General features: G+C 55.6%; 12 protein-coding genes. 5 read left to right on the top strand and 7 right to left on the bottom strand.

Going from position 1 to position 12952, the window contains the following annotated elements; genetic code table 11:
• Positions 1 to 339: 339 nt before the first annotated feature.
• The 3 genes from ACOYW2_RS16285 to ACOYW2_RS16275 form a co-directional block, all read right to left on the bottom strand.
• Positions 340 to 1335 (bottom strand): aldo/keto reductase, encoded by a 996-nt coding sequence (locus tag ACOYW2_RS16285; RefSeq protein ID WP_482767190.1) that lies wholly within the window; start codon positions 1333 to 1335, stop codon positions 340 to 342.
• 216 nt (positions 1336 to 1551) lie between these two features.
• A complete protein-coding gene (locus ACOYW2_RS16280) occupies positions 1552 to 2058 on the bottom strand; it encodes a MarR family winged helix-turn-helix transcriptional regulator (protein WP_482767189.1) in 507 nt (168 codons plus the stop codon).
• A gap of 77 nt (positions 2059 to 2135) precedes the next feature.
• Complete coding sequence (locus tag ACOYW2_RS16275; RefSeq protein ID WP_482767188.1) at positions 2136 to 2768, bottom strand: GntR family transcriptional regulator; 633 nt, start codon at positions 2766 to 2768, stop codon at positions 2136 to 2138.
• A 660-nt stretch (positions 2769 to 3428) separates the two neighbouring features.
• Here ACOYW2_RS16275 and ACOYW2_RS16270 point away from each other — a divergent pair.
• From ACOYW2_RS16270 to ACOYW2_RS16255, 4 genes are all read left to right on the top strand, one after another.
• Positions 3429 to 4808 carry an FAD-dependent oxidoreductase gene (locus ACOYW2_RS16270; RefSeq protein ID WP_482767187.1) on the top strand — a complete coding sequence of 460 codons (1380 nt, stop codon included), beginning with the start codon at positions 3429 to 3431 and terminating at the stop codon, positions 4806 to 4808.
• A gap of 131 nt (positions 4809 to 4939) precedes the next feature.
• On the top strand, positions 4940 to 5773 hold the full coding sequence (locus ACOYW2_RS16265; protein ID WP_482767186.1) for an enolase C-terminal domain-like protein: 834 nt from the start codon (positions 4940 to 4942) through the stop codon (positions 5771 to 5773).
• Complete coding sequence (locus tag ACOYW2_RS16260; RefSeq protein ID WP_482767185.1) at positions 5725 to 6033, top strand: enolase C-terminal domain-like protein; 309 nt, start codon at positions 5725 to 5727, stop codon at positions 6031 to 6033. Before ACOYW2_RS16265 ends, ACOYW2_RS16260 begins: the two co-directional genes overlap by 49 nt.
• Before the next feature lie 9 nt (positions 6034 to 6042).
• Positions 6043 to 7605 (top strand): BCCT family transporter, encoded by a 1563-nt coding sequence (locus ACOYW2_RS16255; protein WP_482767184.1) that lies wholly within the window; start codon positions 6043 to 6045, stop codon positions 7603 to 7605.
• Positions 7606 to 7693: 88 nt separating this feature from the next.
• On the opposite strand, the gene ACOYW2_RS16250 is transcribed toward ACOYW2_RS16255, so the two are convergent.
• Positions 7694 to 8665, bottom strand: a complete 972-nt coding sequence (locus tag ACOYW2_RS16250; protein ID WP_482767183.1) for a sensor histidine kinase — start codon at positions 8663 to 8665, stop codon at positions 7694 to 7696.
• Positions 8605 to 10137 (bottom strand): transporter substrate-binding domain-containing protein, encoded by a 1533-nt coding sequence (locus tag ACOYW2_RS16245; protein ID WP_482767182.1) that lies wholly within the window; start codon positions 10135 to 10137, stop codon positions 8605 to 8607. The genes ACOYW2_RS16250 and ACOYW2_RS16245 overlap by 61 nt, the downstream gene beginning before the upstream one ends.
• 678 nt (positions 10138 to 10815) lie before the next feature.
• Between ACOYW2_RS16245 and ACOYW2_RS16240 the strand changes: the two genes are divergently transcribed.
• Positions 10816 to 11424 carry a class I SAM-dependent methyltransferase gene (locus tag ACOYW2_RS16240; RefSeq protein ID WP_482767181.1) on the top strand — a complete coding sequence of 203 codons (609 nt, stop codon included), beginning with the start codon at positions 10816 to 10818 and terminating at the stop codon, positions 11422 to 11424.
• Here ACOYW2_RS16240 and ACOYW2_RS16235 read toward each other — a convergent pair.
• Both ACOYW2_RS16235 and ACOYW2_RS16230 read right to left on the bottom strand, forming a co-directional pair.
• Complete coding sequence (locus ACOYW2_RS16235; protein ID WP_482767180.1) at positions 11376 to 12149, bottom strand: hypothetical protein; 774 nt, start codon at positions 12147 to 12149, stop codon at positions 11376 to 11378. The two genes, ACOYW2_RS16240 and ACOYW2_RS16235, sit on opposite strands and share 49 nt — an antisense overlap.
• A gap of 243 nt (positions 12150 to 12392) precedes the next feature.
• Positions 12393 to 12770, bottom strand: a complete 378-nt coding sequence (locus ACOYW2_RS16230) for a pyridoxamine 5'-phosphate oxidase family protein (RefSeq protein ID WP_482419081.1) — start codon at positions 12768 to 12770, stop codon at positions 12393 to 12395.
• Positions 12771 to 12952: the final 182 nt, after the last annotated feature.

Here is a 12952-nt window from a genome sequence, read left to right as displayed (position 1 = left end):
AAATTGAGCAAAACCTGTTTGTCAAACCCGTTTTTATAGAGAAGGCAAAAGTTTGGTCCCCGGCAGGGCCGCCGGAGGCGTCTTTAACCTGGCAGCCTCCGGCGGCAAGGTGGGGGCACCTTGAAACCCGCCAACCGTTTCTGCAGGAGATGCTCGTTTCATTGTTCCCAAACGTTTGATGCGAGGCTTTTTTTTGGGGCGCCTCCCATGTTGGGAGCTCTTCGACATTCTCCATACGCTTTAAAAGGTTCCGGATTCGATTTATGCACGAAAGGCCGTTGCGGTTTGCAGCGGCCTTTCGTGTATGGAGAGTGTGCGTTTCGTTGAAAAGGAAAGAACTCAGGCGGAGAGGCCCTTCATTCCTTCCTGGGGGTATCGCTCTCCGGCAACGGCATCTGATGTGAAAACGTTGTCGAGAAAGGTGAGGTCCGAGGCTTCCAGGGTGACCTGAAGGGCGCCCGCGTTGTCCTCCAGATAGCGGGTCCTGCGGGTGCCAGGGATGGGGACAATGTCCTTGCCCTGGGCCATGACCCAGGCCAGGGCGATCTGGGCCGGGGTGCACTGTTTCTTTTGGGCAAGCTCCTGTACTGAGGCCACCAGGGCAAGGTTGCGGTCCAGGTTTTTGCCTTCAAAGCGCGGGGACATGCGACGGAAATCGGCGCTGTCCATTTCTTTGGTGTCCGTGATGGTCCCGGTGAGGAACCCGCGTCCCAGAGGACTGTACGGCACAAAACCCACCCCGAGTTCCCGGCAGGCGGCAACAAGGCCGTTTGCTTCGATGTCCCGTGTCCACAGGGAGTATTCGCTCTGCACCGCCGCCACCGGGTGGATGGAGTGGGCCCGTTGCAACTGTTCGGCCGAGACCTCGCTTAAGCCCACGGCACGTATTTTTCCTTCCTCCACCAGTCGGGAGAGTTCCCCCATCATGGCATCCAAGTCCTGCTCCGGGTTGAGCCTGTGGGCGTAATACAGGTCGATGTGGTCGACCTCCAGGCGCTTAAGGGATGCCTCGCAGGCCTTTCTCAGGTACGCGGGGCTGTTGTCGATGGTTCGTTCATAGGCGCCTTTTTTCTTGCGGACGATGCCGAATTTGGTGGCAAGGACAATGCGGTCCCGTTTGCCCTTGATAAACCGACCGATGAGTTTTTCGTTATGGCCGTGGCCGTACATGTCGGCTGTGTCGTAAAAATTAACGCCGAGTTCAAGGGCGCGTTCCAGCACGGTAAGGGAGTTGGCGTCATCGGATGGTCCGTAAAATTCGGACATACCCATGCAGCCGAGTCCCATGCGGGATACGCGGATGGATGTCTTGCCTAAGGGAACCTGTTTTATCATGGTGGGTCTCCTGTAGTTCGGGTGTAGAGACGAAAACGTCCCCACATCGGTTGGGGTATTCAGAAACACCTGCGGCGATTCTGTGAGTGTTATGTACAATAATATGATTAGGGTCCTAATTATTGGGGCAAAAAAATGCTGGCTGACCATGCTGCCCTGAACGCATGGGCTTCTGATGCAATGGTTTGCGTAGCGCGATACCGCTCGCGGCGTGCTTCAGGTGACCGGGGCTGCCGGTCGCATCAGCAGCTTGTCCAGCATGCCTGCAAGGGCTTTTTGCTCGGGGTTCGTCAGCGGTGCCATGAGCTCATTTACCAGGGTGTAGTACTCGGGCATGATGCGGTCCAGGAGGGCCTCTCCCTTGTCCGTGAGGATCACGGCGGCTTTGCGTCCGTCGGCGGGGTCTTCCTGTCGGCGGATGAGCCCGTCCCGTTCAAGTTGTCGGAGGAGGCCGGACATGGTGGCGCGGGTTACGCCTTGCTCCTGGGCCAGCTCAGAAGGCAATGCCCGGGGGCTTTTCCGGCGTCGCAGCTGGATCAGGACAAGCCATCTGCCGTGCATGATGCCATGACCGGAAAGGAGGGCGTCCAGGCGTCCGAGAAAGTCGCTGCCCGCAACGAGGAGGCGCAGAAACGCTGAGACAGCGTCCGGGGCCAGTTGGGGGTAGTCCCGCTCCATGCGGGAAAAGATATGGTCGTTTGGGAAGTCACGTAGGTTGAACATGGGATGATTATAGTTAGGTCGCTAATTATATGTCAATGGTTTTGTGCTTTGCCATCGGCACGCAAGGGGGCGAGGCCTTATTGAATCTTTCGGTAGGCGGACTCTGTCAGGTGTTCCATGAGGAGTTCGGAGTTTTTCAAGGCTTCCTTTTCGTTCCCAAAGGCAATGGCTTTCATGATGTCCCGGTGGATCAGGCTGCCCTTCATGTTGTCTGTTTCAATTTTGTTGGCAAACCAGAACCGGCGCGAAAGGCTCTGAACCTGCTCGATGGTGTTGTGGAAGTAGGGGTTCCCGGTGGCGTCTGTGATGATGGTGTGGATGTCCTGGAGGCATTTGAGCATGCCCTCTTCATCATGTTGTTCGGCGCAGGCCACCATCTGCTCCCCAAGGTGAAGCATCTCTTTTTTCTGGGCGGCCGTGCCGCGCAAGATGGCGTATCGCAGGCAGATGGGTTCGATCTGTTTGCGAACCTCCAGGAGTTGCACTTGCTGTTCTGGGGTGATGCTTAGGAACTCGATCCCTTTTCGTGGGTGGATTCGCAGCATGTTTTCATGCTCAAGCTTTTGCAGGGCTTCCCGTACCGGGGTGCGCCCCAGGTTCAAAAGGGTGGCCAGCTTGTTTTCCGAATAGAGGGTGGAGACGTTGATTTCACCGAACACAAGCATCCGTTCGATTTCAAGGCGGGCTGTTTCTGAAAGGGTTTTTGTCATGGTGACCTCGTATTTCAGCGGTGACAAATGGGTTTAACCGATTTGGCGGTCGCGGGGTTGTTGGGTAGCTGGTATGCAAGAGTGAAATTTAACTGGTATATCACAGGTCTGATTCGCCGGTAAATTCTGTTTCTTTGCTTGGGCGATGCTTACGGGTATATATCCAGATCTATTATCTTTATTTTTATCTCTTCTGTCTGGTTCTGTCCTGCACTTCGGTCTGTCTTGTGTATTAATATATCAGAAAGCATTTCTTTGTTTATACCAGCTGCCGGGGATCTATGCCATGAAATAATCAATGCACTTTAAATCTCTCTGGAGGAAACGTACCTACTGACACATCAGTTCTTTGTGATGGCTATGATAGGGCGCCTGAGGGGCTTTTCACGATGGTTGTGTCTTAGATGGGTCCTCTGTGGCGCTATTTTGGGAATATCTCGGGGGTATTCTTATCTGTACTCTTTTATTTCAGATAGTTGTTATAGTTTGGCGGTAATATATCTTGTGGGGAAAATGCTATTTTAAAGTGTTTGATCAGAGGGCTTTTGGATTAAATTTCGCGGTGGGTATTGCCAGAGTTTCATAATTGATATACAAGATGGTGTGTCGGTCGGTGATTAATTTTAAATTAATGATGAAGAAATATAAAATAAGAAGGTTATGAAATATACCACTGATACATCATTTATGGATTTCTGGAAAGAGACGGCGTTAACCGATGAGGAGGCGCCCCTTCTTCTGGAGGCGGATGTCGTTGTGTGCGGCGGCGGCCCTGCCGGTGTCGCTGCAGCAACGGTTTGTGCGCGGCAGGGGCTTTCCACTGTGCTGGTGGAGAAGAATGGATTTTGCGGGGGCGCTGCGGTGGCAGGGCTTTCCGGAACCATCTGTGGCCTGTACCAGGCCCAGGGGGAGATCGAGGCCAAGGAGCCAAAGCAGCTTGTCTTCGGGTTTGCCGGTGAATTCAAAACCCGCCTTGCCGAGCGGGGAGGGGTTACCGAACCCCAGATCTACGGGAGCACCCATGTGGTGACCTTCGATCCCTTTGTCTGGCGCGAAGTGGCCGATGACCTCTTGGAGGAGGCCGGGGTCCGGTGTCTTTATCATACCCTGGTGACTGCGGTGACCCGAAAGGGGGACCGGCTGACCTCCGTGCAGCTGGAATCCAGCGCAGGGAGAACCCACGTCAAGGCCGGGGCCTTTATCGATTGCACGGGCGATGCGGCCGTCATGACCAAGGCCGGTTGCGCCTATACCTTCGGGGACAACGGTGCCATCCAGAACCCCACCATGATGTTTCGTCTCTCCCATGTGGAGGAGGCGGGGTATTACGACTGCTTCGGCAGGAACACCATTTGCCCCGAGGGCCTGACCCGCAAGCTCACCGAGGCTTTTGAAAAGGGAACCTACGATACCCCGCGAAATCACATCTGGGTCTTTCCCACCCCCACGCGGTCCGTGTTTTTGATGAACTGCACCCAGCTCGCCGGTCAGGGGGGGGAGATGCTTAATGTTATCAACCCCGGAGACCGAACCCATGCGGAGATTTCAGGCCGTCGGGCTGTCCGCGAATACCATCGGTTTTTCAAGGACAATGTCAGCGGGTTTGAAGATTCGGAGCTCATGGATGTGCCCCCGGAGGTGGGGGTGCGCCAGACCCGCAGCATCAAGGGCGCGGTGACCCTGACCAATGCTCATGTGGCACAGTGCACCAAAGCCGCCGACGGCATTGTCCGTTCCTCCTGGCCCATTGAGCTTCATGCCGGGGAGGTCTCCAAGCTGCACTGGCTTATCGATGATTATTACGAGGTGCCCTATGGGACCCTGGTGCACCCGGAGCTGGACAACGTCATTGTTGCCGGACGCAGTTTGAGCGCGGAGCATGAAGCCCTGGCCTCTGCCCGGGTGACCGCCCAGTGCTTTGAATACGGCCACGCAGCAGCTGTTGCCACAGCGCTTCGCCTTGAGGCCGGTACCGGATACAAGGACGTGGATACCGACGAGTTGCGCCGCCGCATGATCGAAAACGGCAGCGCTCTTTAAATATCACGGGCCCGGAACAGACAACGGCGTTTTATTCGAACGGGCCCATTACGAACGCTGACACCTTGCTGTCATATAACGCGAAAAGGAGTGGATGATGAACAATTGCAGAATCAATCGAGTGGAGTTATATGCCGTCGCAGACCGTGAATATCTCCCTTATCCGACGGGCAACCCATCAGGAGCCCCTGCTTTACACCAATAACATTGTGCGCCTTGTCACTGAAGACGGTATCGAGGGCGTTGGGGCCACCATCAGTTACACTGAAAACGATTTTGACCGGTGCATCATCGAGGCTATGCGGACGGTTGTCCCCGGGCTTATCGGCAAGAACCCCCTGATGACCGAGGAGCTTTACTCCTGGCTTATGTCCCGTTGTACCTGGGGCGGCCTGCCCGCCAAGTCCCCCATCGACATCGCGGCCTGGGACATTAAGGGCAAAAAAGCCGGTATGCCGCTCTACATGCTCCTGGGTGGGGCGCGGACCAAGATGCTCTCCTACGCCTCCACCCCCATGTTCGACACCGTTGAAGAGTACATGCCCTACATCGACGAGTGCATCGCGCACGGTTTTACCGCCATCAAGCTGCACTGCTACTGTGTTTTCAAGAAAGACCTGGCCCTGGTCAACGCCGTGCAGGAACGCTACAAGGACACCGGGATCCGCTTTATGCTGGATACGGCCACCTTCTATTCTCCGGAAGAGGCCATGAAGATGGCCCGGCTCATGGAACGTTACGACTGGGAGTGGCTCGAGGCCCCGGTCTCCGATTACGATTACAAGACCTATCAGCGCCTTGTGGACAAGACAGATCTTGAGATCTCCAGCCATGGAAACTGCCTGCTCACTCTCCAGGAGGTGACCTACGCTCTCGGCAACGGTTTCTGGTCCGATGTGCGCCAGGACGCCACGGTGTGTGGCGGTATCACGCCTTTGAGGAAGGGGTGTTTTGCCATTGCCTGAGGCCACTGAAGCGCCTTGAGATCCAGAGCATGGGCTACACCATCACCCAGGCCGCCAACCTGCACGTGGCCCTGGCCCACCACAACTGCAACTACTTTGAGCAGTTCTACCCTTACGAAAGCTTTGAACTGGGGAGCAACACCCCCATCCGAACCGACAAGGAAGGGTATGTTCACGCCCCGGAAGGCAACGGCCTGGGGGTCGACATGGATTGGGATGCCGTCAAAGAGGCGTCCATCGCAAGCTACGTGTTTGAATAAGGAGCGGAGATGAAATTCAGTAAGTTTGAAGTCGACCTGAAGCTTACCCTTGTAAGCTTCTCCTGTGTACTGCTGCTGGGGGTGCTGGCTGTCCTTTACCCGGATTCCGTCAAGGGCACCATGGGCTCCATGCTCAACTTTACCGTGGTGAACCTGGGTACCGGATTTCTGTGGTACACCGTGTTCGCGACGGTTGTCCTGCTGTTCCTTGCCCTGTCCAAATACGGCAACATCCGCTTAGGGGGCGACAAGCCCGCCTTCAATAAGTTTCAGCTCTTTGCCATGGCCCTTTCTGCCGGCATGGGGGCCAGTACCATGTACTGGGCGTTCATCGAGAGTATCTACTATTACATGGATCCTCAGTTCGGCATTGTGGACAAGGCCATGGCCATGGAGTACGCGGCCGCCTACAACATGTTTCACTGGGGCGCCGCCGGGTGGTTTACCTACCTGATCGTGGCCATTCCCTTCAGCGTGGTCTTCTATATCAAGCGCAGCCGCAAGATGAGCTTGAGCGGTGTGGTGAACAGCATGTTCAACGACGCCTTGCCCCTGTGGGCCCAAAAGCTCATCGACCTTTTGTTCATCATTACGACCCTGGCGGCCACGGCCCTGACCCTGGGTCTGGGTATTCCCATGATCTCGGCCAACTTAAGCCAGCTCACCGGCATTCCCGACAACCTGTTTTTGGGGATCGGCGTGATCCTGGCTCTTTCCGTGGTCTTCTCCTTGAGCTCCTACATCGGTATTGAAAAGGGCATGGCCCGGTTGAGCAACGCCACCATCTATATCTGTGCAGGGCTTGTGTGCCTGGTGTTCATAGTCGGCCCCACGGCCCTTATTTTGAACAACACCACCAACGGTATCGGTGTGATGCTGAGTAAGTACATCCGCATGAGCACCAACACCGACCCCTTCGGCAGCTCTTTGTTTCCCCAGTACTGGACCATCTTTTTCCTGGCAAACTGGATCTCCTACTCTCCGGGTATCGGGGTGTTCATCACCAAGATCTCCAAGGGCCACAGGCTCCGTGACGTGATTCTCATCCTTGTGGGGGCAGGGACCCTGGGGACCTGCCTGATCTTTGGGGTGTGCGGCACCTTTACCATGAACCTTCAGAACACCGGCGCCGTTGATGCCGTGGGGCTGATCAACAGCGGGCAGCCCACAGAGCTTGTGAAGGCAGCCTTCGGGCAGACTCCGTTTCCGGGCCTGATGACCCTGATTTACCTTGTTACCATGGTTCTGTTCACCGTCACCACCCTTGACGGGACCTCCTATTCCCTTGCAGGGATCGCCACCAAGCGGCTGGACAACGACGCCAACGTCTCTCCCATGTTTCGCCTTTTCTGGTGCCTGCTTCTGACCGTTATTCCCATTGTGTTCCTCCTGATTCATGCCAACCTGAATATCCTCAAGTCCTTTCCGGTGCTGATCATCGTTCCCATGATGCCTATTTTCACCGTGCTGGCCTACAAAACCCTGGGGTATATCAAAGAGACCTTCGGCAGTATGAACGCCGAGGAGATCGAAAAGCATTCCATTTATCTCTCCACCACTGACGATCTGTAGCCCTTTTCCCCCTTCCGGGGTAGGTCGCAAAAAAGCCCCGCCGTCGAAAGACGGCGGGGCTTTTTTATTTCAGGTGGCGTGGTGTCGCTCAGGGGGCTTCTGGCGCGGCATCGGGTACGGCTGTGTCACGGCCCAGCTGCGCCCTGATTTTTTCAAGCAGGGTGCCGGTGTCCATGGGTTTCTGCAGGTAATCGGTGTTGCCGAGATCCGTCAGGAAGTCGTCCGGGGGGGTGGTGTACCCCGAGAAGAGGAGGGCCGGGAGTCCCGGGCGGATGGCGGTTATTTCACGGATCAGTTCCATGCCGGTCATCCCGGGCATGGTGACGTCGGTAAGGACCAGGTCGATGGTGTCCGGTGCCTCCCTGAAGCAGGCCAGGGCACGGGCACCGTCGGTGAAGGTGCGTGTTGCGTAGCCGTGCAGGCAGAGAAGGTCCGAGAGGCTGTCCGTGATTTTCTTTTCATCATCCACCACAAGGATGGTCTCGTTGGCGCCACCTGGCTGTGCCTGGTCGGGGGAGGAGAGGGCCGGGTCGCCTTTCTGGGGCAGGCGGGGGAGGTAGATTTTGAAGGTGGTGCCGTCCCCGGGCTGGCTTTGCACGCTGATGTGACCGTGATGCTCTTTGACGATGGCGTGGACCACGGAGAGCCCAAGGCCCGTTCCCTTTCCCTTTTCTTTGGTGGTGAAGTACGGGTCAAAGATATGCGCAAGGTGTCCCTGGTCGATGCCGCAGCCCGTATCAGAGACCTCAAGGAGGATGTATTCCCCCGGGGCATAGGGCGCGTCGGATATCGGGGCGTCGATACAAACATCCGTCAGGGACACGCGAAGGGTGCCCCCGGTGGTTTCCATGGCATGGTAGGCGTTGGTGCACAGGTTCATGATGACCTGGTGGATCTGGGTGGGGTCTGCGTGAATGAGGCTTTTGGATTGGATGACGCTTTCGATGCCGATGGTGGAGGGCAGGGACGGCCTCAGGAGTTTCACGGTTTCCTTGATGATCAACAGGGGCTGGAGGGATTGCTTTTCCGGCTCGGTTTTCCTGCTGAAGGTAAGCAACATTCTGGCAGATGCTTGCTTTGGGCCCTTAAGCCCCCCTGGGTGATCTGCTCCAGGGCCTCTTTGACCTTTTTCGGGGTGTTGAGGTGAAGCTGGGCCAGTTCGGTGTAGCCGAAGATCACCGTCAGGATGTTGTTGAAGTCGTGGGCGATGCCTCCGGCCAGGGTGCCGATGGCCTCCATTTTCTGGGCCTGGTAAAGGCTGGTCTCCAGCTGGCGACGCTGGCTGATATCGATGCCGATGCTCAGGATCTCCTGAAAGCGGCCCAGGTCGTCGGTAATGGCCCGGTTGCTCCACTGGATATAGACCGTGCGTCCGTCCTTGCAGGTGTTTTCATTTTCAATGAGGGCATGGGTCTCCAGCAGGTCGAAGGTCTCATTGTCGAGGTTGTTGATGTGCAGGGCCCGGGCCGCTTCCGGGGTGAGTATGGTGCCCAGAACGTTGCGTCCGTAGAGCTCTTCCCGCGTGTACCCGAAGAGCTCCAGGCCGAAGCGGTTGAGGAACAGGACACGGCCGTACTTGTCCATTCTGAGGATGATGCTGTTGGCGCTCTCCACCAGGTCCTTGTACAGTTTTTTCTGGTATTCCAGTTCCCGGGTGCGGTTCGTGACGGTGAGCTTCAGGGCCCTGTTCAGGTAGAACAGCATGGCCGATATCATGGCAATGGCCACCACCGCCATAAATGGCCAGCGGGGGACCACGGTTTTTTCATAGGCTGTCAGCCCTGTCCAGTTGGTAATGCTCTTGTCGTAAAGGGAGTCCGGCTTTCTCTTCCATTGAATGAGATAACGATCAATGGTGGCCAGGATGTCGCCGTGGAGACCCTTTTTGGTGGCAAAGTTGATGGTAAATGGGGAGAACTGGATGGCGCTGGCTATAAGGGAGGGGGTGTCTGATCGATGGAGCCCGTATAGCTTGCTGGCCACCCCTGCGTCAACCTCTCCTGAAGTGACCGCGGCAAACACTTCGTCGGGTGAGGTGTATTCCGTGATGGTGCATTTTATGCCGAGCCCTTCTACGGTTTTTCGGAAGTTGATGCCGCTGATGTCCCGGGCGGTGACGGCCACGTGTCGGTCGCCTAAGTCTGAGATGGTGTCGATGGGGCTCCCGGCTTTCAGGAAAACCTGCCCCCACTCTTCAAAGACCGGCTCCAGGTTGAAATCCATGGTGCGGGCACGTTCAGGGGAATGGGCGATGGTGCAGACCAGGTCGACCTCCTCGTGTTCAAGCCGGTCCAGGCCCTGCTCCCAGGTGCCGTAAACATAGGCGACGGTCCAGTTCTCCGACTTGGCGATGTGGTTGATGAGGTCGGGGTAGAGGCCCCGTGGGGTTCCCGATGCATCGACAAAGCAGAACGGAGGGGTGTCGCTTATGCCTATGCGCAGGGTGGTGGGAAGGTCTGAACCGTATCCAGTGGAGGAGGAGAAAAAAAGAAGGGTAGCAAAAAGGTACGCGGTACAAACAACGTATTTCATATTCTGGCTTTATACTGTTCAGTGACCGGCTGTCGAAAGGCCGGTGTGTTGTTTATTTTGCGTTGGGGGGCACACAGCGGTTCCGGTTTCATGTGACTTCATGAACAAAAACCGTTCCCCGACGGATGTTGTCGGTTGTCTATTTTCAGCAAACTATAGCTTGGCCGGTGGGGATGTCAAGGCCACAGAGGCAGGGGTGGTAAATTAAGCAGGTGAGATGAGGGAAGGGCAGGGGCTTGGGGAAAAATGGCCCACCGATCCTCTCTGCAGGAGGGGCTGATGTCCGGCATGTGACAGGGTGTAAAGTAGAACTTAATATTACTTTTTGTGAAAAGTTTAGATTAATTGCTGGTTCGTTTGACATGGTGTGGTTGAGCCTCGGAGGAACCAATGGTCGATGCCACGTCGCGTCGGGGATGTGTGCATTTGGATTGTGGGTAACTGTTTGGTGTCGCGGAGGATCCGGTGGGTGCCCATTGACGTGACGTGTCCGGGATACGCCCCGGATTCCGAAGATCACATGACGGGGCTATTCATTGGCTAAATACTTCCAATGGGTGTAGGGTAGATATAAGCGCAGTAACGGGCGATCAAGATCAGCGTGCTGCGTATTACCCATAAAGCAGGAATCTTATGACTTCGGTACGTGTTCGTTATCAAACCATGGAATTCGATGGTATGGATATTCATATACGAACGTTACGCGATAGACAGCAATATGAAGATGTCGGCGGGGTTGCAGAAAAACTGGGCATATCATCCGCCACCTGGCCACTGTTCGGTGTGATCTGGGCGTCCAGCGAAGTTCTGGCTCATTTCATGGTGGATTTTGAAATCGAAGGAAAGCGCATTCTTGAGGTGGGCTGCGGCATTGCCTTGACGAGCCTGGTGTTGAACCATCGCCATGCGGACATCACCGCCACGGACTACCATCCTGAGGTGTCTGATTTCCTTCTGGAAAACGTGAGGATCAACAACGGGCGGAAGATTCCCTTTGTCCGCACGGGGTGGGGGGACAACGATACGAGGCTGGGGACATTTGACCTCATCACCGGGAGCGATCTTCTGTACGAACGAGACCATGCCGACCTGTTGTCCCGTTTTATCGATCAGCATGCCAACCCTCACTGTGAAGTGATTATCGTGGACCCCGGACGAGGAGAGCAGGCCCGGTTCAGCAAGAAAATGGCCCTCCTGGGGTATTCCCACAGCCAGAGCAAGCCCGTCAATCCAGAGTCCTACCTGAAGAGCCCCTTTAAGGGGAAAATCCTACGATACAAGCGGTAGCCGATCCTTGGGGCCGGGGCATCAGTCCCTGGCCCTTGCGGCGTGATTGGAGGTGTCTCCCAGTACTGCTGGCCGGTGGACCTGTTGCTGATCATGAGCAGCAGTGAATAGGCCAGGAAAACGGAGAGAACCTGGCAAAGGACGGTCAGGACGCTGTCCATGAGGGGTTGGTGGAAATAGCTGGCGATGGGATCCCCTGTGATGGCGAAGACAACGCGGGCAAAAAAGACGGCTGCAAAGAGCGCAAAGGTAACGCCTGCGGGGATGCCATGGCTTTTCAACGCCCTGTCCGGACAGGAAAAGACAATCCAGGCACTGTAGGAGACCACGGGGAGCAGCATGCCCGAGAAGAGAACGATACGTACCCTGATGTCAGGGTGGATGAGGGCAAAGAAGGCGTAAAGCGCCGTGAAAAGAAGAATGTATAGGGCATAGGGCATGGCGCGGAGCCGGATCCTGAAAAATCGAGCCATGCCGAAGAGCATGAAGATGGTGCCGGAAAACATCAGGACGTTTGCCGCGACAATGGAGATGGTGTGGGGAAGGGTGTTCCGAAGGCAGGCCAGGGTCATTCCTGTGGATTTCAACACAAAATCAGCGAAAAAGAAGCCGATTCCCCAGCGGTGCGTTCGGCTCCGGTACCAGACGACTCCCAGTACCATGCTGTAAATGTGGTTGACGAGGATGTAGGTGAAGATGGACGTCTTCATGTCAAAGGGCATCATGGCAATCATCCGGTTTGGCGAACACCGAAAAGGATGTCGCTGTCGATATGGATCTCCCGCAGGGTGATCGGCGTTCGTGTCAATGGGCTTCATTCATACGTTGTTGCTGGGATAGATGCAAGGTTGTTCCATGGGCATGGATCACAATGGGGGGAATGAAAGAAGGAGAACACGTAAGGGGAAGGGTGCCCAACGGCAACGAGACCGTGCCGTTGGGGCTCCTGCGATTGGTGGGAAATATGGCTACAGAAGCTGTTCAGCCCCTGCAAAGACCGTTTCCACCTTGAGGGCTGTTGCTGCATGGCCCGGGTGTTTTTCCGGGTTCCAGGTCTTCATATCGTCAAAGATAGCACCTTCGGTGTGGTACTCAATGGAGCCCTTAACCTGGTAGGCCTTTCCATCTTTCGTGATGAAGAGCAGGGAACCGTTGCTGCCGGACTGGATGTTTTTCAACGTTTTGGAAAAGTAGTTGTTGGCCACCACCAGAGTCTCTTCATCGTATTTGGAGACGCAGGTAGCGTAGATGGCGTTGGGAGTCCCGGCTTCATCCACGGTGGTTAAAATGACGGGGCCCTGGTGGTCGTCCCAGGCTTTGCTGACTTTTTCAGGTAAAGCAGGCATGTTATGTCCTTATTTGCTGTAGGCGGTTTGATTGTTTCATCGAGATATCAGCGGTCCGAAGGGCCGTAAAACAACCCGGTAAGGCGTTTCAGGTTAGCATATCCGATGGGTCCCGAAGCAGGCCGAAAGGGGGCATGATTCGGGTTGATAATTAATTCTACAGGAACAAAGCATAGTTTTTT

It is taken from the genome of Desulfoluna sp. CLI2B (assembly GCF_056847375.1).
This window is presented reverse-complemented; position numbering and strand designations above follow the sequence as displayed.